General features: G+C 43.9%; 21 protein-coding genes and 1 riboswitch. Of the genes, 2 read left to right on the top strand and 19 right to left on the bottom strand.

Going from position 1 to position 22314, the window contains the following annotated elements; translation table 11 throughout:
* Positions 1-38 precede the first annotated feature (38 nt).
* Positions 39-1478: a DHA2 family efflux MFS transporter permease subunit gene (locus tag BLV50_RS04325; protein WP_063565244.1), complete on the top strand. Its 1440-nt coding sequence runs from the start codon at positions 39-41 to the stop codon at positions 1476-1478.
* 163 nt (positions 1479-1641) lie between these two features.
* On the opposite strand, the gene BLV50_RS04320 is transcribed toward BLV50_RS04325, so the two are convergent.
* From BLV50_RS04320 to BLV50_RS04300, 5 genes are all read right to left on the bottom strand, one after another.
* Entirely contained in the window at positions 1642-2541 is a 900-nt protein-coding gene (locus BLV50_RS04320) for a TetR/AcrR family transcriptional regulator (protein ID WP_090806094.1), read from the bottom strand.
* Positions 2542-2590: 49 nt separating this feature from the next.
* Entirely contained in the window at positions 2591-3124 is a 534-nt protein-coding gene (locus tag BLV50_RS04315) for a GNAT family N-acetyltransferase (RefSeq protein ID WP_063565188.1), read from the bottom strand.
* Between the two features lie 43 nt (positions 3125-3167).
* Positions 3168-3839, bottom strand: coding sequence for a thiaminase II (tenA, locus tag BLV50_RS04310; protein ID WP_063565189.1), 672 nt, complete (start codon positions 3837-3839; stop codon positions 3168-3170).
* Between the two features lie 121 nt (positions 3840-3960).
* Positions 3961-4059, bottom strand: a riboswitch (TPP riboswitch).
* 46 nt (positions 4060-4105) lie between these two features.
* Complete coding sequence (locus BLV50_RS04305) at positions 4106-4396, bottom strand: hypothetical protein (protein ID WP_079694333.1); 291 nt, start codon at positions 4394-4396, stop codon at positions 4106-4108.
* A gap of 8 nt (positions 4397-4404) precedes the next feature.
* Positions 4405-5535 (bottom strand): NAD(P)/FAD-dependent oxidoreductase, encoded by a 1131-nt coding sequence (locus BLV50_RS04300; protein ID WP_079694334.1) that lies wholly within the window; start codon positions 5533-5535, stop codon positions 4405-4407.
* A 242-nt stretch (positions 5536-5777) separates the two neighbouring features.
* Between BLV50_RS04300 and BLV50_RS04295 the strand changes: the two genes are divergently transcribed.
* Complete coding sequence (locus tag BLV50_RS04295; protein ID WP_063565192.1) at positions 5778-6593, top strand: AraC family transcriptional regulator; 816 nt, start codon at positions 5778-5780, stop codon at positions 6591-6593.
* Here the strand turns inward: BLV50_RS04295 and BLV50_RS04290 are convergent.
* The 14 genes from BLV50_RS04290 to BLV50_RS04225 form a co-directional block, all read right to left on the bottom strand.
* Positions 6590-7231, bottom strand: a complete 642-nt coding sequence (locus BLV50_RS04290) for an HAD family hydrolase (protein WP_177031114.1) — start codon at positions 7229-7231, stop codon at positions 6590-6592. The genes BLV50_RS04295 and BLV50_RS04290 overlap by 4 nt on opposite strands.
* A 47-nt stretch (positions 7232-7278) precedes the next feature.
* Positions 7279-7872, bottom strand: a complete 594-nt coding sequence (locus BLV50_RS04285; RefSeq protein WP_072732719.1) for a DUF1349 domain-containing protein — start codon at positions 7870-7872, stop codon at positions 7279-7281.
* A gap of 65 nt (positions 7873-7937) precedes the next feature.
* Positions 7938-9182 (bottom strand): MFS transporter, encoded by a 1245-nt coding sequence (locus BLV50_RS04280; protein ID WP_072732718.1) that lies wholly within the window; start codon positions 9180-9182, stop codon positions 7938-7940.
* Between the two features lie 85 nt (positions 9183-9267).
* Positions 9268-10299 carry a zinc-dependent alcohol dehydrogenase gene (locus tag BLV50_RS04275; protein ID WP_063565196.1) on the bottom strand — a complete coding sequence of 344 codons (1032 nt, stop codon included), beginning with the start codon at positions 10297-10299 and terminating at the stop codon, positions 9268-9270.
* 60 nt (positions 10300-10359) lie between these two features.
* Complete coding sequence (locus BLV50_RS04270) at positions 10360-11640, bottom strand: aminotransferase class III-fold pyridoxal phosphate-dependent enzyme (protein ID WP_090806090.1); 1281 nt, start codon at positions 11638-11640, stop codon at positions 10360-10362.
* Positions 11641-11673: 33 nt separating this feature from the next.
* Positions 11674-12828, bottom strand: a complete 1155-nt coding sequence (locus tag BLV50_RS04265; RefSeq protein WP_090806088.1) for a glycosyltransferase family 2 protein — start codon at positions 12826-12828, stop codon at positions 11674-11676.
* 354 nt (positions 12829-13182) lie between these two features.
* Complete coding sequence (locus tag BLV50_RS04260) at positions 13183-13749, bottom strand: TetR/AcrR family transcriptional regulator (RefSeq protein ID WP_090806086.1); 567 nt, start codon at positions 13747-13749, stop codon at positions 13183-13185.
* A gap of 223 nt (positions 13750-13972) precedes the next feature.
* Positions 13973-15451, bottom strand: a complete 1479-nt coding sequence (gene abc-f, locus BLV50_RS04255; protein WP_090806084.1) for a ribosomal protection-like ABC-F family protein — start codon at positions 15449-15451, stop codon at positions 13973-13975.
* A 541-nt stretch (positions 15452-15992) separates the two neighbouring features.
* Entirely contained in the window at positions 15993-17693 is a 1701-nt protein-coding gene (locus tag BLV50_RS04250) for an NAD-dependent malic enzyme (RefSeq protein WP_090806083.1), read from the bottom strand.
* A 284-nt stretch (positions 17694-17977) separates the two neighbouring features.
* Positions 17978-18373, bottom strand: coding sequence for a VOC family protein (locus BLV50_RS04245; protein WP_072732711.1), 396 nt, complete (start codon positions 18371-18373; stop codon positions 17978-17980).
* A gap of 156 nt (positions 18374-18529) precedes the next feature.
* A complete protein-coding gene (locus tag BLV50_RS04240) occupies positions 18530-18913 on the bottom strand; it encodes a hypothetical protein (RefSeq protein ID WP_072732710.1) in 384 nt (127 codons plus the stop codon).
* Between the two features lie 194 nt (positions 18914-19107).
* The gene (locus BLV50_RS04235; protein WP_063565203.1) at positions 19108-19713 is read right to left on the bottom strand and encodes a pentapeptide repeat-containing protein; all 606 of its coding nucleotides are present in this window, start codon (positions 19711-19713) and stop codon (positions 19108-19110) included.
* A gap of 189 nt (positions 19714-19902) precedes the next feature.
* Positions 19903-20259 carry a hypothetical protein gene (locus tag BLV50_RS04230; RefSeq protein ID WP_072732709.1) on the bottom strand — a complete coding sequence of 119 codons (357 nt, stop codon included), beginning with the start codon at positions 20257-20259 and terminating at the stop codon, positions 19903-19905.
* On the bottom strand, positions 20240-22297 hold the full coding sequence (locus tag BLV50_RS04225; RefSeq protein WP_090807466.1) for an alpha/beta hydrolase family protein: 2058 nt from the start codon (positions 22295-22297) through the stop codon (positions 20240-20242). The genes BLV50_RS04230 and BLV50_RS04225 overlap by 20 nt, the downstream gene beginning before the upstream one ends.
* Positions 22298-22314 lie beyond the last annotated feature (17 nt).

Raw genomic sequence — 22314 nt, 5'->3', positions numbered from 1 at the left:
AAAGAGATGACGTAAAAAAGGGCCCCATACTGTTTGTTATGATTTTGGGTGCATTTCTTGCCACATTGAACCAAACCGTTATGAGCGTGGCAACTCCGGAGCTGATGGGGGATTTTAATATCTCAGCAGCAACAGCCCAATGGTTTACAACAGGCTACATGCTGGTGAATGGTGTACTCATTCCTATCACGGCCTATTTCATGCAACGCTTTTCGACACGGCAATTATTTCAAGCTTCGATGTTTATTTTCCTCATCGGTACGATTATATCTGCCCTTGCGAGTAATTTTGGTACACTGTTGACAGGACGTATGGTTCAAGCAGCCGGTGCTGGTATTATCATGCCATTGTTAATGCATGTCATTCTTACCTTGTTCACTCCTGAGAAAAGGGGCGCCGCGATGGGGATGGTCGGCTTTGCCATCATTTTCGCTCCAGCGATTGGGCCAACCCTTGCTGGATATATTCTTGAGAACTACACATGGCAAACGATGTTTTACGGGATGATCCCACTAACCGTTATTGTTATTGGTTTTGCGTTTGTATATCTCAAAAATGTATCGGAACGAATCAATCTCAAGTTCGACACACTCAGCGTGTTGCTGTCCACGATTGGATTCGGCGCATTGCTGTATGGCTTCAGCCGGGCAGGAACTCTGGGATGGTCAAGCGCAGAAGTAATCATATGCATTGCAGCAGGAGTCATTGCTCTTGGACTGTTCACATGGAGACAACTCGCGTCTGCAAATCCGCTGCTCGATCTGCGGGCTTTCAAGTATAATATGTTCTCACTGACCACAATCATTAATATCGCGATCACGATGATCATGTATGCTGATATGATGTTGCTTCCTTTATACCTCCAAAATGCACGGGGTTACACTGCATTGGAGTCCGGATTATTATTGCTTCCAGGGGCGCTTGTCATGGGCTTCCTGATGCCGATAACGGGTAGATTGTTTGACCGGTTTGGCGCAAAATGGCTGGCGATTATCGGGATGGTCATTACGATTGTAACCACCATCGGGTTCATCGATTTAACGGATTCTACTAGCTATACTTACCTAGTATTGATGTCAACAGGTCGCCGAATTGGTATGGCCTTGCTTATGATGCCTATCCAAACAGCAGGTTTGAATCAACTGCCACCAAGACTAGGACCACACGGTACAGCGATATCCAACACCGTGAGACAAGTGGCTGGCGCTGTGGGTACTTCATTGCTCGTAAGTGTAATGACCAGTCGCACAACGGCACATGTACAGGATATGGTGGCAACGGGCGCAGCCAAAGGTTTAACCCAGCAGCAATTGGGAATGGAATCCATGATCCAGGGAATTAATGATGCTTATGTTGTCATTATTGGCATTGCCGTTCTCGGATTGCTACTTTCCTTCTTCATCAAACGTACCAAACAAGCGACGGAGGAAGACTCCAAGCAGCCTGTAAGACAAAAAGTCTCGATGAATACAAATTAAGAGCAATATTTACATGAATTACATCATGTAGAGCCTATTGTATCTTATATAAAAAGCGGCAGATCAGGACACTAAGCTTTACGTCCAATCTGCCGCTTTTTTGTGGTGTATTACATAATATAAATGAACAATTGCCTGCCCACTTAAGTTAAGAACAGCTACGTTAACTCGTTCTCTCCATGAGGATCTGCCTGAATTGTTCGAGATACGATCTGCAGTCTTTGACAATCCTGTTTGCCTCACACTGAAGAGAAGACGATTCAAATTCCGTTTGAAACGCCTGTAGCGTTACTTCCAACATGGAGATATTGAGCTCTTTCTGCTCAACTAAAACAAGCAGCCCTTTGGTCAGTTCTTTCGCTTTAATAGGTACTTCCAATTGGAGAATAGAATGACTGAATTTCTGAAGACCTGCAATCAGGTTATTTTTATCCAACACAATTTCTTTGGAATCAGGAGCGATCATCAAAAGACTTGGAAAATCTATAATATGCTCTTGTCTTTCCAGCATGGAGCGAAGCAAGATTTCAATGTAGTTCAGGATTTTGGGCACAAGATGGTTCCAATCCGGTTGGTCAAGATGGAAGTTTCTCCACATGTTCGAGATTTGATGGATCATGCCAAAACCAAAAATAGCCCCTTCATAAGCAAAAGGTTTTAATTCTTTACCAAATACCTGTACCAGTCGTTCAGATAACCAATTTAACTGTATGCGAGTCAAGTTTTTCAGATCGCATTCTCCAGAGTAGAAGCCTGTCCAGAATAGCTCCACAACAAGCTTTTTTTCTGGCAAAATCATCGGCACCATAATCTGATCCACCAGTAAATCAAAATCGGAAGCATAGCTTTGGCTCTCCAAATCTTTGCGAATCATCATATCTTCCTGTACACGTTGCTCCAGAATGGCAAGAATACAATCATCCTTCGAGCCAAAGAATTTATAAAATGTTCCTTTGGACACACCTGACTCGTCTAGGATCATTTGTATGGAGGTGTTGGTCACTCCATGTTTCCCAAAGAGTACAAGCGCTGAGTCCAATAACATTTGTTTCCGCTTATTCATAAGTTCCCCCTGGATGATTTAGGTGGTTCACGTTACGATATCTAGTAACCTATTGCAAATCCACTGCAAACATCATATGTTCCTTCCAAATCCCCTTGATTTTAATATTCTGCCGGTCCGTCTCCTGAAAGCCCGCCTTGCGAAGCACTCGAATCGATCCGGCATTGTCAGGCAGCGCACCTGCCTCCACTCGTTTTATACCCGCTTCATTCATAGCAAAATCCAGTGCTAGCTGAAGGGCTTCACTCATATATCCCTTGCCATTCTGCACCTGATCGAGCACATAACCAACAATCCATTTGGTGGTGGAATCCAGTTCAAGCTCGAACAGAGAGATCTCCCCAATAAGCTCATGCGTATGGTTCAGAAAGATCCCGAAAGAGTACCGTTTCCCCTCTTCCCTCGCCTTGTTCCAACCTTCGAGAAGGGCTACTTGGCCCTCCAATGTATAGAATGTATCCGATCGTTCGCTTGCCGATATTTCTTCGAAAATAGCCCGGTTACGGAACTGCAAATCCAGTAGCCCAGCAGCGTCTTCCACGTTCAAAAATCGTAAATAGATGCGTTCTCCACGATTGTCCATCTGTATGTTCATCCTTATCTCTGGTTGTAGTAGATTGCATTCATCAGAAGTACGAGAGTTGCCGTTTATAAGCCATATCCCAGAATAGATATTCAAATTCAACACTTCTTCTGAATATGTCTTCAATGGCCTCCAGTTCCTGCTCGGTTTTATGTTCGCATAATGCATCCAGTGTATCATAGAACCATTCGAATGAGTCGCGGAATTCATCACTTGCATAATTTTCGATCCAAGTCTGATAGAAATTGCCCTCTAATGAATCTCGATATTGTTCTTTTAATCTTGTGGCATAGTCGTAATACGTCCACGCACAAGGGAAAATGACGGCGATGATTTCAGCAACCCCACCTGTTTGTGCAACACTCATCATATTCGACGTATACGCCTTGTTGTAAAGAGAGGGTTTGACAGCATGATTTTCATCCAGCGTAATCCCAAATTCATTCATATAATTTCGATGCAAATCCATTTCTTCGTACAGAATAGCGTGTTGAATCACCGTAAAGTTCGTCATCAGTTTTTCATCTGTCGCCTTCACCGCACCCATGGCAAAAATCTTCGCATATTCAATCAGATATGTATAGTCCTGAAGAAGATAAAACTTAAACGCTTCTTGATCCAGTGTGCCTTTCCCCATTTCATGTAAAAAAGGATGGTTGTATCCATCTTCCCATACGGTTCTGGACTTATCTTTTAACGTTCTTGAAAATGACATGATCATTTCTCCTTATATTAAAATTATAATGTTCCCGCTTCACATCCAGCTATCGCGTTCTGTCATCCAAAATGCAGACCAAAAAGCCCTTGTCCTATTTTCGGCAAGGGCAAAATAACATGAGTACATGTCATTTGCTCCCTACGTCAGTATTAACTAACAGGTTCAAAGGGTCAGGTTTTAACCTTCTCAACTGCGAACAGTCCCCCTGCAAATAGCTCAGGCTTATTACAACATGTGTTTTTCCAAATGTCAATCCATTCCTATTAATCTTCAAGTTCCCCTAAATCTTCTTGCAACTTCTTAAGTCGGGTGCGGATATCCTTAATCATACTTTGCAATTTGTTTAACTCATCTACCCATTTTTGCTCATTAGAGACGTTCGTCGCTGAATTTGAATGATACGCCGGAGACGTCTTTAACTTGTTTAAATCCGATTCGTAACCCCTCCGCTCTTCCTCGGCTTTTGCTAATTCCTCCTCGGTGATGCCAATCTGGTGCTCCAGATAAATAATGTCTGATGAGTTACCGTGAGTTAAGCGCTGTGAATACGTCATCGTTCACCTCATTTCTGATGATCCATTGCTTTTCCAAGGTCATATGGCTGAATATCGATATCCAATTTCATACCCAGAGCCAATTTGGCAAGTTGACTTCCAATAAAAGGCCCCATCGTTAGCCCAGACGCACCAAGCCCGTTGGCTGTGATTAAGCCATTCCAACCAGGAACAGCACCCATTACCGGAAGAAAACCTGGTGTAAACGGACGGAAACCTACTCTTACTTCCTGAAACGTGCTATCGGCTAAACCTGGAGCCAGTTCCAATCCTTTATTCAAAATTTCCTGCATTCCGCCTGCGGTTACTCTTATATCATAGCCTTCAATATCATTTTCGTGAGTCGCCCCGATCACAATCTTCTGTTGATCAAAGGCTAACAGATATTGATCCGAAGGAGGCATGACCACAGGCCATTTCCCAGTGTCTTCTCGATCATGAACCTGCAAATGCATAATTTGCGCCTTCTGATAATGAACCTTAAAATCAATGCCCAAGGGCTTCAACAGTTCACTAGCCCAAGCGCCGGCACACACAATAACCTCGTCAGCCGATATGACTTGACCGTCAACAACCACTCCAGTTACTCGGTCCGATTCATATTGAAGTGTCGCGTCCCCATTAATCAGGACCGCTCCATTTCGCTGTGCCGATCGGATTAAGGCATCACGCAGTGCACGTCCATCGATACGCGCAGCACCACTGATGTAGACGGACTGAAAGTTCTCCTCCAGGAGAGGAAAACGCTCATGGGTTTCTTTTGCATCCAGACGGGTAATATCGGCAATCTCCGGTGCATCTTCTTTACGAAGGTGTGCTCGCTCCTGCATCTTGTTGATTTTCTCTACTTCCGTATGAATACTAAGAGCACCCACTTGAGCGTAACCCGTTTCCGTTTCCCCTTCACTCTTGAGTTCTTCAATCAAACCGGGATAAAAACGTGCACCAGCCTTGGCAAGCTGATACCAATCCTGATTACGGCGCTGAGATAACCAGGGACAGATGATCCCGGCAGCAGCATCCGTAGCCTGCCCTCGATCTTTCCGGTCTATAATAAGAACTTCCGCACCCCGTTTTGCCAATTGATATGCTGTGGAAGCCCCAAGAATTCCTGATCCTACGACGATGACTTTCTTCATGACTGCATCCCTTTCCTAAATCACTGTATCCATTATAGCGTATACTGTTTGGTCTGATAATGGCAAGGCATCGACATGATGATACATAATCCTAAAAGGTTTTCGATAAGTCGTTCATCGAAGTAAATAGTTCGTTTAAATTAATGTTATTTATGTAATATAATTCAAATCAGGTTTCTTTTAACTCTGTATCCGCGCCATTTACGCACACGACCTTTAACGAAATGAGGAATAACACAACGATGCCGAAACCTAGTACGGGGAATTCACTGGATACCGATATGCCGCTTATGATTACAGGTCAAAACCAGCTGACCGTAGATGAATTAATGAATTGGAACGGCCATTCACGGGATTACAGTATTGTGCAGTGTATCGGGGGAACAGGGAAAATTGCAGCCCAAAATCATGAGTTTTCGATTCGGAAAGGAACAGCTCTTATTATGTTCCCGGAGGTCACATACCGTTACGACAATCTGAGTGATTCATTGTTGTTCGATTGTTTGTCCTTTAATGGCTATTTATTGCCCCGGTTTCTGCATACCTTGCAGATCGGGGAGCTGCGCGCCTTCAAGCCGGATGGGATGCTTCATATCCTGTTGCATGAAATAACGTTGGCGCTACAGTCCCGGCACAAGGATCAGATCTGGCACGTATCCGCATTGCTATACATGCTACTGGTCAGGTTAACCATTGATGGAGATCGTTATGGTGCTTATGAACGCTCGGATGCCCGATTAAAGCTGGGTGGACTGGTTACTTTTATCAAGCAAAATTATGATCAGGATATCTCGCTCTCCATGCTGGCTCAGCAAATGGACGTCACCGAACAGCATTTGAATCGGATATTCAAAAAGGAATTCCAAATGACTCCGCTTGATTATCTGACACGGTATCGGTTATTGAAAGCCAAAGAAATGCTCGTCCATGACGCCGGAATAACGGCCCACGAGATTGCCCGGGCTGTTGGTTTCAACAGCGCCAGTTATTTTGGATCCGTATTCAAAAAATATGAAGGAATCTCCCCTATCGAGTTACGCAAGCAATACCAGAGTTAAAGGATTTCCATCGTGATCTCTGCCAGCGAGGTTAACCGCAGATCATACTTCGAGAATTCCAGATTATGCGTTACCTCGTTAGGCACAATGACACAGCGAATCCCCGCGGCTTTGGCTGCCTTCAGTCCATTCGGTGAGTCTTCGAACACAACCGCTTCGGATGCCCCGATCCCGAGACTCTCCAGGGCGAGCAGATACAATTCCGGGTCCGGTTTAACCCTCTTGACGTCCTCGGCTGTATGAATGACATCGAATAGTTCGAAAATGCCGAGTGTGCGCAAATAACCATGAACCCAATCCCGGGTAGAGCTGGAAGCAACGGCAAGTTGAATTCCCTTTTTACGGGCAGACCGGAGCAACTCATGCACGCCTGGAAGAATTGCTGCCTGTCCCAGGTATGCTTCGTATTTCTGTTCAGAGAGCAACTTGATATGATCGTGATCGATCGGTTTTTGCAGCGCTTGCTCCAGGTATAGAAAAGGATGAAATTCTTCAAACGATGTTCCTACGTTTTTCGACCAAAGCTCCAGCCCAAGTTCAAGTCCATGCTCTTTATAAATATCGCGAAAAGCATAGAACCAGGGAGTCTCCGTGTCCACAATAAGTCCATCAAAATCCAAAATAAAGGCTTTTACCATTCCGCTTTTCTCCCTCCAATGATCAGCCGATTGGCGGGAAAATGGGCTTAGAAGCGTGCAGTCACGTCCGGACGGGTAACATTCATCGATAAAAAGTGACAGGTGCATCCCGTTCCGGCTGGTGACTGTCCAACAATTCCAGCCCGGATCTCCCCCTCTATCGGCATGCCGAAATATCGAATTAATTTCCACTCCACCCCATCGGGTGAATAAAAAAATGAAATGCAGTCCTCCACTTTGCGTATGCGCAGATAAGGATTCGTTACGGGAACTTCAACCGAATTGCAATCGTCGGATGAACCTTCCTTCGTTACTACCGACACAATGGTAGCTGCTTTTCCATCATACTCAAAACAAAGCTTGCACCAGTTTCGTTCATCCGCCATCACCATCAAACATCCGGAATCATACTGATGTTGCATGTCCACGGTTAGCTGGGTCGTCATTTCAAAATCGTTAGGCACCGGCATCGACAGAAATGGCGCGGTTGCACGGATGTGTTTACCCGCTGGGTCCTGGAAAAAGTCTGTATCAGCCTGAGCTTCTACAATTAGAACGCCTTGATCGGTATAAGACCAGGTCTTCGGCTCATTAATCCAGTTCATTTGGTTTCTTGTTTCTGTTGCAAATACGTTTGTCATTTCTATGCCTCCCAGGTTCATTTTCTGTATTATATATTCGTTCGTTATACAGAAAACCCCTTCTCCTACATATTTTTGTAAGAACTGATCACTTGGGAGTGTTTCTGGGGATCAGGGAGGAATAACATAATGACCATGAGTACGATGTAAAATATAAGAATGACACTGAATAACAGCACAGGATTATAGTGATACAGTAGCCCTGTCAGGTAACCTGATGGAATCGCGGTTAACGTCATGACGGTCTGCACTGCCGAGAACATATCCGCTTTTTCATGTGTACCCAATCGGTTCATAAGCAGTGAGTCCCGGTACGTTTGTAAGATGAAATTGCCTGCCGCCAGTACAATTAGAGTCAGAAATAACATGGCTATATTTCCCGCAGGGATCAACAGAAAAAGTATTGCCCCCACTGTACTCAAAATGATCGAGAAACTGACATACTTCTCTTCTGAACGCCGTTTCAGACGCGGGATAATGACCAAATACAAGAGCATGACGGTTACAGCGGTGACGACCGGGATAAATGAAATAATCTGATCATTGAATTTTAATTGTTCCTTGAAAAAAATCACCTGAAAAAAGTTCAGCTGCAGGATCAGATTGGAAAGCACCGTGATGAGAATAATCGGTAAAAGTCTCCGTTTGTAGAATGATTTGCCGAAAAGTCGCATACTGGAAGCCAGACTCTGGATCACCCGGGTCTGGCTATGCATTCCCATAAGTTCCTTCCCTACTGCGGTCTCATCCGTATATCGGTTGCGAATGAAGAACATGACGGTCATGAGGATGCCACCGACAAAATAAATACTGGCTAGTGTTGGCACAATGCCAACATCAGCAATCACTACCCCAGCGATCGGTGTCAGTACTCCAGCACCAGTAATGATCATGTTGAGAATGGCGAATACCTTGGATCGCTTGTGTTCCTCAACATCCTCAATAATTAGACAGTTGAAGGAAACCGTCACAAATTTGGAGGTTGCATTAAGCAGGTAAGCGATCAGAAACAACCAAAAATTCTGGGAGAAAGCCCAGATGAACATGGGAACACTCCAAGCAATCAGATCAAAAATCAGTGTTGTTCGCTTGCGGCCAAGCTTATTCGTGATTGAACCCGCAAATAACTGAAATATAAAGGCAAAATAAAGATTCACCGAATTGATCAAACCAATTTCAATATCCGAAAGTCCGGCTTCCTTCATATATAAGGGAGCATAAAAAAGAACAATCGTGCCCGGAATGGCCCATACCGGTTCAAGTAAGATGGAGTACCGCGGATTTCTCGGCAAATCCTGTAGCAGCTTCAATCGATATCTCCCCCTTTTTTGCGGTGGTTTTCACCGCTGCGAACTCCTTCTTTTCGCAGCGGCAAACCCGACAATGTCTACATACTTACAAGATTAGAGCTGTTTTAACCGAATTCATGGGCAATTTCTCTCCGCTACGCAGATGATACCCAATTGTCCCATTGAATGCCTGTTCATAATCACTCAGCAGTTCCTTGGAGGTAACCATTTGCTCCAGTTCCGGAATACTTTGTGCAAATTTCAATGCTGTACTGATCATCGAGTGATTAGCTACCGCACCAATGATACTAATACCATCATTAATTACGGCAGTTGATTTGAACGTCACCTCATAGCTGTCGTCATAACCCATAGGAATGATCTTGCCGCCTTTGGCAATCATCTCAAATCCCACATGAAGCTGGTTACCAACCGCGTCCACTACAATATCAAACTTCTTGTTATTATTGATCTCGTATACTTTATCCAGTGTCAGATCCTGAGGATAGAACACATGATCCGCGATCTCTGAAGCGAACTCTTTGCGGAATGGATCAACTTCCGTGCCTACAGTAAGCCTTGCCAATCGTTTGCTCACAAGCTGACACAGAGAACCGATTGCACCAGAACCGAGGACCAGTACAGAGTCACTTGGCTTAGTCCCTGCTTTCATGAACGTCTGAAGTACACATCCCAGTGGTTCAATCATCATAGCGGTTTCCCAGCTCATGGAATCCGGGATGGCATAGATATACTTCTCATCCCCTACGTAATATTCTGCAAATGTACCGTGCGTCGTCATCCCTACTTGATAGTCATCAAAATTCTCGCAATAGATGAAAAGACCTTCACGGCAATAGGAGCAGGTACCGCAAGATTGCGTGGGATCAACCAATACCCGATCACCTATCTTGAAACCACGAACTTCGTCGCCCACCTCAACCACTGTACCTACACCTTCATGACCAATAATCGTTCCTTTATTCGCCGGCACTTTGCCTTTGACAATATTCAGGTCTGTACCGCAGATGCCTGAACCATAGATTTTAATTTTTACCTGGTTTGGCTTTTGTATGGTTGGCTCATCAATATCCTGGTAAGTCACCTGTTTAAGATCCTGATATACGAGTGCTTTCATTGAATATTCCTCCTAGTCGATGTTCTTATTTGAATAAAATTTTAAACGTTTTCGTAAATCTCAATTCAAAAGGTGTTCCTGTTTCAGCATTTCTTTCCAGTCGGAAAGTGTCTGCAAGAGAGCTTCCTCCACCCACAATAATTCATCCCGGGTATGAGCATCTGAGAAAATAAAGTACCCTTTGGTAAAAATTCCGAAGTGGGCCATTCTTTTGACCATGAACTCACGGAACGGATCGGTATGAAAGTTTTCCTCCGAAATAGAGCTAATGGAGAAGCTCGCATAGGTACCCTTCAACACCAATTGATCGGTTAATCCAAGAAGTACGAGTTCAGCTTCAATCAGATCCATAATTCGAATGGTGGCCTCGCGCCAGCTAGGCCATACTTTAGCGCTTTTCATCAATCGCTCACATGCAATCGCTGCCGCGAGCGCAGTGGTCTCACTGGAATGCGCGTTGCTGAATCTGACCTGTCCTGATAATGACATCAGATGTTCTGGTCCCATTACGGCTGCGAGTGGCAGTCCATTCGCCATGCCTTTGGAAATACAAAGCAGATCCGGCCAGATGTCATACTCCCCAGCTGTAGCTTGCTTGCCCATTCGAATGCCGGAGGTGACTTCATCAAATATGACAATGATATCCAATGACCGACATAAGGATACAACTTGCGCCAACGGCTCACGTTTCCATTCATTTGGACAAAGGACAATGCAGGCGATATCCTCGGGAGAGGATTGGATTTGGGCCTCAATACGCTCTGGTGAGGGCTTATCTATCCAGATTGTTGTGCGCTCGATATCCACGGGGATGCCTCGTTCTTTCGTTTCGCGGCCATAGTATCCATACGCAGACCAGTCATGCCAGCCATGATAGGCCGTCGCGATGACCCTGCTTTTTCCACTTCCCGCACGAGCCAGACGTACGGCTCCACTGACTGCATCGGCGCCGCTTTTGGTGAAACGTAATGAGGGGTAGCGGCCTTCAAATCGTTCCAAAATCAGTTCAGCGCATTCAAGTTCAATGTCAGCAGGAATAGAATAACTTGTCCCTTTTTTCAGCTGATGGATGACGGTTAGTTGAACTTCATGCCGTGCATGTCCCCATGGCGCCGTACCCATGGCCATTTCACAATCCAGCCATTCATTTCCGTCGATATCTATAAAACGGGAATTGCGTGCCTCTGCGCAGCATACGGGTGTATATCCCGGAAATAATCGTTCTGGTGCTTTAGCTAACGTACTGCATCCGCTCGGAATAACCTTCTCGACATGTTCCAACCACTCCAGATTCCGTGTAAACCTTACGGCACGATCAAGCGTGCTCTCTTTTGATTTCACCTTTGGTTCCTCCCTGTTTACTTGGTTTGTGAGTTAGCGAACTTTGGAGCCTGGCCAGCAGCCATCATATATGCGATCCATAGTGATGACATTGCCATACAGATCAATAATCAGATCTTTAGCCCGATGAGCATGTCTCATCTCGATCCAGTAACGGTTTTCCAGCAACCGAGCGAAATTGTCCACCAGAAACAATAATCGGTTCTCGCTATGAATCAGCTCCTTACCCAGAACCTGCGGCAGCCAGATCGCTCCATTAGAGTTAAAGCGGTTGGAATAGTCACGTACCTCGGCAACAGGCGCAATGTCAGCTTCCTCCAGCTTGGTCCAGAACGTATCCGCGTCACTGCGTACTTCTGCAAGATCAATGCCAACGATCGGCAGATGATGATATTCACTCTGGCTATCCAGCTGTTCTTTCAGATGACCGAATACGAATGGCCAAACATCGGCCTCAATTTCCCCACCCCACTTTTTCCAGAAACGTGCCAGATTGTTTTTCCGGTTAAAGTTGCGATGAATGCCACTGCTCCGTTCCCAGTGATAGGCGAGAATATTCGGATTAATGACCGTATCATATCCGGCTGCCCGTGCTCGCATCTGATAATCAAAATCCTCATATCCGTTAAAGAACTTCTCATCCAGCTCGCCTACCGTTTCATACACTTCTCTCTTCATGCCGAACATGGCGAATACAACAAGCTGAACTGAAAATGTTTCCTTCGGAATGTCTTCAGGCGAAGCGTTCAGAAATAAGTGGCGACCAATTGTATCGGCAAATGCAATACCACAATGCTGCACACCTCCCGTTTGCGGATAGAGCAGAACACCGCCAATCATACCGATCGTAATGTCGCTGTCCATCGTCTCTTTCATCATTGATTGCCAGTTCGGTTGAAGAATCGTATCGGAATCCAGGAAGAAAATATAATCTCCCTCTGCTCGCCGAAGTGCGCTATTGATTGATACAGCGCAACCGAGTGGAAAATCATGCTGAAGAATTTCAATTGTTACACCTTCTTTAACCTCTTGTTTCAGTTTCTCCAAATGCTGTAAGACAGCAGAACCGGAACCATCGTTGATAAAAATGATTTGAGTGGACGGGCTTACTGTCCGTAGCAATGAGTCCGTGAAAAGGTTCAAAATGTTATAGTCCTGGTTAACTGGCACAATAATGGTGTAAAGCATGGAATCCCTCCTGTTGGATATGATGGAATGAGTGCTAAAGCGAGTTGAAACGTTATCGAGTTCAGCGCAGATTATCGACCTCCTTGTCGCAAATTCACTGTCTTAATTTGGTAATGATTTGAATCTACTAGAAATTTATATCATTTTTTGTAAGTTTGAAATCTTAAATTCTGAACTCTGTTAAAATTTGAATACGTACCGAAAAGAAAATATGCGCCTTTCAAGTAGCGCCCATAGCTAGCTCTCCACGCAAAAAAAACACCTCCAAAGTGAGTCTCGTATCCAATGACACGACCGACTCCACAATGGGGTGTAATATTGCATTATTGTATGTTGTTATAAGGTAGAGCCTACTTATCTGGCCCTAAAGCCATGATAGAACGTATCCACAACCAGCGAAGCTGCTGATTTACGCGCAATGTCACCACTTACAACCTGCTGCCACGTCAGAAAGAGGATAGAATATAGCACATCTACAATCCAGTTTTTATTGACATCCTGACGAAAATAATTCTTTTGCTGCAACAAGCTGACCGCATGCAGTATAGGCTCTCTCAGCTTCAAATCTGCTCCCTCAATCTCAGGGTTATAGTGTATAGCTGCATCATGGGTAAGGAAAAATATTTTATCTCCTAACGGAATAAGCACTTCAATTAATTGAGGAATATATGTTTCACAGTTTTCCTCATCCAGCTGAATGTTTTTCATGGCCTCACTGACCACCTCGATCGCACGCAAGCCCAGATAAACCATTAATTGTTCGCGACTCTCCACGTAACGATGAAGGGTCGCAATGCCGATCTTTGCAGAGTCTGCGATATCATTCATGGATGCATTGGGCTTTTCAATCAGCAGTTTGGTTGCTTTGTCCAGGATGGAATTAAGTCTCGTTTGCTTCATCGATGTCATTTCTTTTTTCAACGGGTTTACACCTCTTGGGGAGTTTATTCTATAAATTGATTCAATGAACCATCATTTGATTAGCTGTGACTATAAAATTATAGCATAATTCCTCATAATTCCGATGTCTGAACACTAACAAGCATCACCTATGATTGGTTATGTATTGCAAAGATAGATGTGATAATTAAAAGCCGCCAAGCGGCGGCTCTTAGAATTTATATCTTTTTTCTTTCCCTGTTGCTTATAGCTCGATAATTCTTGTTGCAATATTTGCGCAAAAATCACTGTCATGCTCTACAAACAGAAGGGTTGGGGAGTACTCCAGCAGCAAGTCTTCAATTTGCATGCGAGAGATGACATTTACAAAATTGAGAGGTTCATCCCAAATGTGCAAATGAGCTTGCTCACTGAGACTTTTAGCAATCAGCACTTTCTTTTTTTGGCCAGCGCTATACGTTGAGATATTCTTCTCCAATTGCAACCTAGAAAAATCCAGCTTTCTTAGGATGGATTTAAACAGGCTTTCATCGATTCCCTGCGTGACAGCATAGTCAGATAAATGGCCGCCGAGATTCGAAGTGTCCTGCGACACATACGAGATTTTAAGCTGGTGATCCTTTCGAAAATAACCTGTATAAGGGATATTCTCATCACAAATCAGTTTAAGGATGCTTGATTTCCCCGATCCGTTTTTACCATAAAGCGCAATACGATCCCCTTGTTCAACTGTGAAATTCACGTCCTTACATACCATATTGGAGCCGTATGCAATCGACACATGTTCCAATTCGACAAGTTCTTTTTTGTGAAAATCCAGTTGATGAATCTGTAGACGTTCTGCACTCTCAATATTTTTCAGAAGTTTGGACTTCTCATGAATGGCGGATTGCTGTCTCTGCTCGATATTTTTGGAACGTTTCATCATTTTGGCAGCCTTGTGTCCAATATAGCCTTTATCCACCTTAGAACCGGAATTTCTCGTACCATTTTTGGTTCTTTCCACTTCATGCGACCATCTACCCGTCCGTTTGGCAGAATCGGATAAACGCTTGATGTCCTTTATTAATTTTTCATTATTTGTAAGTTCAAACTGATCTTGCCTTTGTTTATTTTCCCACCAAGCGGAGAAGTTCCCTTTCTGAATCTCGATGTTATTTTTATTAATGGACAGGATGTGGTCTACGCTGTTATCCAAAAAGGATCGATCATGTGACACCAGAATAAATCCACTTTTGCTGCGAAGATAATTACTAACGAGTTTTCTGGCATGAATATCGAGATGATTGGTAGGTTCATCAATGAGCAAAAATCGATTATCCTTCAGAAACAAGGCAGCCAGCATCACCTTCGTTTGTTCTCCGTTAGACAAGGAATCGAAAGGCCGATACAGGATATCTTCCGAAACTTTTAACAGGTTAAGCTCACGCACAAGCTGCCATTGTAAATATTCAGGATAAGCATCTTCAATGATATCGAGGGTCATAGCTCCTTTATTCTCAACCTGAAAAGGAAAGTACTCAAAGCTGACATTCGCAGAAATAGTTCCGCTGTATTCATATTTACCAAGCAGCAGTTGGAGGAATGTCGTTTTACCTCTGCCGTTCCTTCCGGTAAAGCCCAATTTCCAATCCGAGTCCAGCTGAAAACTCACATTTTCAAATATATTATCGTAACTGCCATCATAGGCAAAGGTTAGGTTGGTAACGCTGATTAAAGACATAAAGATCATCCTTTTTATGTGAAATATAAAAGTTAACCGACGGGGTATTTACCACGACATGGTCCCTCACTTTATATTTGAACATAATCAGAATTTCAGTCCGCCCTTGAATGAATGACACATTCCTTCTGTCATAGTGATTAGAATATCCTCAAATGAAAAAACGCAAAAAAGCCCCCATTCACCGGTGCTTTTTTGCGTTACATCAACCTGACTATACGATAAAGAAACCTGGCGTCCAAAAATTTAACGCCAAGATGATCTATGCATAGGAGGATAAAGTGCCGGATTCTGATTAGTTATGTTGTGAACCATGTCAGTGTTCATGTTCGTTGACAGGTTCACATAAACATCTACAACCTCTAATTCAGTCATCGCTCTATCCCCCTTTAAAAGCTCCACAATTTAATATCAGAAACTTAACATGGAATACAGCCATGGGTCAAGGCGAGAAATCATGTCGATCCTTTTAAACTCCATCTTACACCCGACCCTCATGGATTTATAGTCACCATGCGCTGTATTCAATTTATTTCAATTATTAAACGGCCGCATACAGCGGTTTGTACACTGGATGCCACATGGCAGCTTTTACCGCCTCTTCAACGTCTTTCAGCTCTACACGCGCAACGCCATCTTCCACTGCCGCCTTAGCGACTGCCACTGCAACTTTGTACGAAACAGCATGCAGCTCTTTCACTCTTGGCAGAAGTGGAGCACCTGGAGCAGAGGAGTCTACCGAATTAGCTACGGCTACTGCAGCTGCGGTGAACATGTTTTTGGTGAACTTTGATGCTTTTGCAACAATCGCTCCCAGGCCCAAACCAGGGAACACAAAAGCATTATTGGATTGACCAATTTCATATAAAGTGTCATTAAACATGACAGATTCAAATGGACTGCCTGTTGCAATCAATGCTTTGCCATCCGTCCATTCAATCAGACTTCTTGGTGCTGCTTCGGCAAGTGAGGTCGGGTTGGACATTGGCATAATGATTGGACGTTCCACATGCTTCGCCATTTCTTTGATAACTTGTTCATTAAAGGCACCTGTTACACCAGAAGTGCCGATCAGAATCGTTGGTTTGATCTGTTTCACAGCTTCCAGCAAGCTGACCTGCCCTTGCTCATTCAATGCCCAATCTTCCACTTCCGCAGCTTTGCGCACATATGGTTTCTGGAATTCAAATAGGCCTTCCGTCTCATCAGTAAGGATTCCACGGTAATCGAAAGCCCAGAACCGGTTCTCCGCTTCCTCCCTCTCAAGTCCTTCTTCCATCATGGCGTCAAGAATCTGATCCGCGTTACCAATACCAGCGGCCCCTGGACCAAATACAAGGATACGATGCTCACGAAGAGGCACACCCGTCACTTGAACTCCGGACATAATCGCCGCAAGTGTAACCGCACCCGTTCCCTGAATATCATCATTAAACGTAAGCAGTTCTTCCCCGTATTTCTGTATAATATTTCTGGCATTCACGCTGCCCAGGTCTTCCCAGTGAAGCAGGATATCCGGGAACCACTTTGTTGTTTCTTTCACAAAGGCTTCGATAAATTGATCATATTTTTCCCCGCGAATCCGTTCATGACGGTTGCCCACATACAATGGATCATTCAGTAATTTGGGATTATTGGTTCCAACGTCCAGCACAACAGGCAATACGCGGCTTGGGTCAACGCCTACGGCTGCTGTGTATACCGCAAGTTTACCAATGGCAATTTTAATGCCGCCAACGCCCCAGTCTCCGATGCCCAGAATACTTTCCGAGTCGGTCACCACAATCAAATCCACATCTCCAGCATGTAATCCACTGTTGCGGAAAGCTTCTTCCAGTCCATCCATATCATTAATGGATAAATATAAACCACCCGGTCTGTGGTACTGATGGCTGTATTCCTGGATGGCTTGTCCGACCGTAGGTGTATACACAATCGGCAGCATTTCACTAAGGTGATCCTTCATTAGACGGTAGAATAGTACAATATTTCGGTTGAACAAATCACTAAGCATGATGCTTTTCCGCAAATTATCCGATTCATTCTGCAATTGCTGATATACTCGACTCACTTGTTCTTCAATATTTAAAACCATCGGTGGCAAGATGCCATTCAGGTTGAGCTCTCTTCTTTCTTCTTCGTTAAAGGCAGTACCCTTGTTCAACATGGGATTGGACAGAACATCCTTACCTTTCAAAGAGGTTTTTAAGTTTCCATTGGAATCCACAAAAAATGAGTTCATTTACTAATTGCCTTCTTTCATGATGTCTCTTGACGTTACGTCTTTTTAATGTATTTTTAACACTTAATAACTTTTGGTTAGTTATGGTTCTTCCGATGACAATTATAAAATATTTTCTATGGTATGTAAACGAACTCATGAAACTTTCATGAATGAAATTCAATTTCATTTCGATAAATAAAATTTATCACTTTGTCATTTTTCAACAAATTCATTTTATAATCAGATTATCGTAGAATACAAAAAAAAGCCACGAAATTTCGTGGCTTCAATGGAATTCATTTTTATAGTTTTCCAAATGATGGACGAGGTCCTTTGGTTGGATCTTCCCCTTCGATGAGACAGTATGCTTCAAGTGTGATTCCACCTGGCGCCTGAAGATAAAAGGTGTAGGAACCATGAACAATAGCCGGGCTTTCTACCTGAATTCCATCGTTCTTGAGACGTTGGTTCAAGTTATCCACCTCTTCCTTACTGTCTTGTGGGAACCCTACATGGAAAGTTTCTGGATATTTGATATCCTTGCCATACATTAAGTTTAATAAAAATCCATCGTCGTCGGTCATAGCCGCAAATGATTTACCTGCATTGACGTAACAGGTTAATCCAAAATATGTTTCGAGAAAATGTTGAACCTCAATAACGTCAGTTACCGTTAAGTTTAAGTGATTAATTTTCATATGAACTGCCTCGATTCTTCTATCAATTTATCTCGAAAATAAAGTATCTAGATTATCAAGATAAATTGATTCTAAATCAATTCATATCTCTAGTCAATGTAGAACCTGAACCATTTTATGTAATATGTCCCCCCTTGCTGCGTTCAACAGTCAAATTCACGGAACATAGGCATCCTCTACCTCAACCTTTCGTTCATTTCCGTTTACAATGTATCTTACGTGAATGACATTTCCTTTCTGAAATTGGGGAATATGTGTAACCGGGATATATGTCTCTACAATCGTGGGAAAGGTACGGCCGTCAACTTGGGTTACGGTCAAATCCAGTCGCACTCCCGGCCTTCCATCCATACTGGATGAAGTTTGTGTAATATCATGAATAACCGCCTCTGCGGGTATTCCCTCCGTTAAAATGCTTTTTCGAAAATGCTGTTTGTGTTTATTGTTACGAAGCAGTTTAAATATCATAACCATAGTGATTGTGCCTGTTATAATCCCAAAACCAATAACAGCAACAATAGTAATTAATGCAGTCGTCATAATGGCCTCCTTTTATTTGAAACTTATGTTTACTATTCCTTGGTTATATCTCTTATTCCTTCAAAATTTGTTTTAAATGGAAATCATTCATGCCAAAAAAGCCACCTTTTTGGTGGCTTCATACAGTTTATGACGTTTTTAAAGTTTTGAATTTTCTATATTACTAGCAGGAACTGTAGCAGTATATGTTCAAATTAATCTACTTTCGCACCATAAGATCGTACAAACAGAACGGCTTGTTCGCGATCCAAACGTACGCCTTTAATATCCAATGATTTCAGATCGATTCCTTCCAGATTAGCGCCTCTAAGATCGGCCCCTTGCAGCTTGGCTCTGCTTAAAACTGCTCTTGTGAGATCACAGTCTCTCAGATCCGCTTTGGTAAAATCCGTGTCCGTAAAGTCGGCTTCAAAGAAACGAATTCCTCGCAAATCCTGTTTGCCCAACCGGGTATGTCTCAGATTCGTATAAGACCAATCACCCTGACTTAGTGTAATACCATCCATTTGTGCACCGGAAAAGTCCGATCCCGTCATCTTGCAGGAGGTGAATTTGGAAGCAAATAGATTAGCACCACCAAATAAGCAGTTTTCAAACGCCGATTCTCTATGGATGGAGCCATTCATGGAAGCACCTTTAAAGTCACATTCGATAAAACGGCAGTTGCTTGTCTCGATTTCTTCCATCGAAGCGTTCATAAAGGTACACTGTTTGAAAACACAGCTGATTAGTTCTCCATAACGCAAGTCGCGTCCTTCAAAATGTACAGCTTCATATTCCTGATCCTTATATTGATACATCACGTACACCCCATCTTGTATGATTATCATGTGTTCACCATTAAAAGAGCTTTTTATAATATACCATACGGATGTCAAGTACCTGCTTAAACGTCTGCAAAAGTCAAGTCACTTTTTTATAGAAAACGGAGCTGCTTCAAATAAAAAAACCGCGAAAATCGCGGCTTTTGGCTCCATAAATGTGTTTAGCTAGTACTTTAATCGGATATGAACAGGGATACTTAACGATGTGTCTCTGTCCTTGTCTCTCTGGTCTTTACCTTGTTCTTCTTGCACAATCCACTGTCTGCCAACTAACAATTGCAGCAACTCGGTCTCTTGCAAGGTCAAATGAATATCTTTCAGTGTCAGATCTTCCTGGATATAATCCTGATCTGCCTTGAGATCCATCGTTGGTTCCTTGATCTTGGATAACAACGAAGAGAACTCTTTTCTCTGTAAACGATCAATGATTAATTCGCTCGGTTCACCGCTCGTCAGAACATTTTCGACTAGCAGAGCTACAGGAATGGATAACTGAACACGGTCATGCTCCGCCCTCTCCATCTTTGAGATATTGATTAAACCAGGCATTGACCTGTTCAAAGCTATCCACGCGAAGCCAGGGTTTTCCGCTTTTGAGCAAAGTGTGATTGGAGCCTGGATATCGAATCAGTTTGGTCGTTTTTCCATATCGTTTTAACGTAGAATATAACTCCTCCGCCTGTGCGATCGGTGTACGATAATCCTGCTCTCCATGCATAATCAGAAGTGGCGTTTCAATCTTGTGCGCATGAGCAAGGGGAGAACGGGCCCATAACATGTCTGCATGTTCTGTCGGATTGCCGCCAATTACCCCCTCCACATAGGAGATTCCAATATCACTGGTTCCATACAGGGACAACCAATTGGATATACAACGCTGCGTTACTGCTGCCTTAAATCGATGGGTATGAGCTACGATCCAGTTAGTCATGACGCCTCCGTAACTGCCTCCACCAATACCAAGACGTGTTTCATCCAGAAAATCATATGTTGCCAGTGCATAGTCCACCGCCTCAAGCAGATCACGACAGTCTCCCCCGGCAAAATCTCCTCGGCAAGCTCTGGCGAATTCCTGCCCGTATCCCATACTTCCCCGGGGATTTACCCATAGAACGGCATATCCCTGTGCAGCAAGTGTCTGCATTTCGTGGCTGAAGATGCCTGTATACATGGCGTGCGGTCCACCATGAATCTGTAATATCATCGGCACTTTCGTGTCCGATTTCTGCATAACCGGCTTCATCAACCAACCTTGAATGGGCCATCCGTCCGACGATGTAAACTCGACACGCTCAGGTACATTGACTTCCAAACCTGCCAAAAATTCATCGTTTCGCCGGGTGAGTCTGAACATATCACCACTGTTAACATCCACACGGTACAATTCTCCAGGGTGATCCTCAGTTAATACGCCAATGACCAGCGTCTTACCATCAGGTGACAGGGTATATTGGTATACATCCTTCTCCCCGCTTCCTGTCACGGCTTGGCAATACCCATCCTCGGTGATTTGATACACGTCCACATTTCCACCCTGTGTACCCAGTACATATGCCTTACGTTGCGCATGATGGTCATCCATCAGTGGCGACGGAGATGGGCTTGCCGATTTCATGTCTCCAAGTGCTGCGTTCCCCAACTGCATATCAACATCAGGTGCCAGCTGCTTTGGAATACCTCCACTACTCGGCACTTCATATAGTCTGTTGTGACTGCCACTTCCGTACTCTCGGTCGCTGGCGATCAGAATCAGTTGCTCTCCATCGGGTGAATATGCGAACTGGCTCACCTGAAGACTGGAATCCGTTACTCTGCGCTGCTCACCGCTTGCCAGATTCACGGTATGTACATCCGCAAAGTACAACAGATCGGCATCCAGCCCCTCATCCTGTACCTGCTTGGAAATAAAGGAAATAGCCTGACCGTCTGGCGACCATACCGGAGCAGCAACATTCCATGATCCGGTTGTTACCTGTGTAATGGTTCCATTTCCGATCTCATATACAAACAGATGGCTATACAGACCATCCCACCAGCCGGAGCCTTCTGCCTTGGGTGTCGTGCGCTCAAAGACCTTGCCTCTCAGGGGAGTTACTTTAACTTTAGGTGATTCGTTTGTCTTTGATGGTTTTTCTGTCTTTGATGTTTTGTCAGTTATCGCTTCATCTTTGCCTTCCACAACTTTGCTTGTAAATGCAATATATTGCCCATCCGGGGACCAGACAAATTGTAAAAGCTTGCGCTCAGGCGAGATGAGATTTATAGCCTTTGTATCACCTGACGCAAGGGTCCATAACCCTTTACCCCCACTTTCCAATCGTAAAAAAGCGAGCTGTGTTCCATCTGGTGACCAAGAAGGAGATGAATCCTTTACGCCGTCTGTAAGCGGCTTGTCCCCACTACCATCAAGTGAAACGCCACGAATTTGCGTAATATATTCATTTTTCTGCTGATCAATCGTCTGTTCAACGTATGCCACCTGACCATCTTGATTGATTACAGGCTGGCTAACCCAGCGGTAATGAACTAAGTCCTCTGGCAAGATCGGTTTTTTATTCATGTCCATGGCTCCCTTCT

Source organism: Paenibacillus sp. 276b (genome assembly GCF_900107875.1).
Taxonomy (GTDB): domain Bacteria; phylum Bacillota; class Bacilli; order Paenibacillales; family Paenibacillaceae; genus Paenibacillus; species Paenibacillus marchantiae.
This window is presented reverse-complemented; position numbering and strand designations above follow the sequence as displayed.

Coding starts and splice junctions, on each gene's coding strand:
- BLV50_RS04325 (WP_063565244.1), top strand. CDS start 39: ATGATTTTGGGTGCATTTCTTGCCACATTGAACCAAACCGTTATGAGC.
- BLV50_RS04225 (WP_090807466.1), bottom strand. CDS start 22,297: ATGAATAAAAAACCGATCTTGCCAGAGGACTTAGTTCATTACCGCTGG.
- BLV50_RS04245 (WP_072732711.1), bottom strand. CDS start 18,373: ATGAAAATTAATCACTTAAACTTAACGGTAACTGACGTTATTGAGGTT.
- BLV50_RS04315 (WP_063565188.1), bottom strand. CDS start 3,124: ATGGACAATCGTGGAGAACGCATCTATTTACGATTTTTGAACGTGGAA.
- BLV50_RS04240 (WP_072732710.1), bottom strand. CDS start 18,913: ATGACGACTGCATTAATTACTATTGTTGCTGTTATTGGTTTTGGGATT.
- BLV50_RS04300 (WP_079694334.1), bottom strand. CDS start 5,535: ATGAAGAAAGTCATCGTCGTAGGATCAGGAATTCTTGGGGCTTCCACA.
- BLV50_RS04250 (WP_090806083.1), bottom strand. CDS start 17,693: ATGAACTCATTTTTTGTGGATTCCAATGGAAACTTAAAAACCTCTTTG.
- BLV50_RS04285 (WP_072732719.1), bottom strand. CDS start 7,872: ATGACAAACGTATTTGCAACAGAAACAAGAAACCAAATGAACTGGATT.
- BLV50_RS04305 (WP_079694333.1), bottom strand. CDS start 4,396: ATGACGTATTCACAGCGCTTAACTCACGGTAACTCATCAGACATTATT.
- BLV50_RS04295 (WP_063565192.1), top strand. CDS start 5,778: ATGCCGAAACCTAGTACGGGGAATTCACTGGATACCGATATGCCGCTT.
- BLV50_RS04320 (WP_090806094.1), bottom strand. CDS start 2,541: ATGAATAAGCGGAAACAAATGTTATTGGACTCAGCGCTTGTACTCTTT.
- tenA (WP_063565189.1), bottom strand. CDS start 3,839: ATGTCATTTTCAAGAACGTTAAAAGATAAGTCCAGAACCGTATGGGAA.
- BLV50_RS04290 (WP_177031114.1), bottom strand. CDS start 7,231: ATGGTAAAAGCCTTTATTTTGGATTTTGATGGACTTATTGTGGACACG.
- BLV50_RS04235 (WP_063565203.1), bottom strand. CDS start 19,713: ATGTATCAATATAAGGATCAGGAATATGAAGCTGTACATTTTGAAGGA.
- abc-f (WP_090806084.1), bottom strand. CDS start 15,451: ATGTCTTTAATCAGCGTTACCAACCTAACCTTTGCCTATGATGGCAGT.
- BLV50_RS04230 (WP_072732709.1), bottom strand. CDS start 20,259: ATGGAGAGGGCGGAGCATGACCGTGTTCAGTTATCCATTCCTGTAGCT.
- BLV50_RS04275 (WP_063565196.1), bottom strand. CDS start 10,299: ATGAAAGCACTCGTATATCAGGATCTTAAACAGGTGACTTACCAGGAT.
- BLV50_RS04265 (WP_090806088.1), bottom strand. CDS start 12,828: ATGCTTTACACCATTATTGTGCCAGTTAACCAGGACTATAACATTTTG.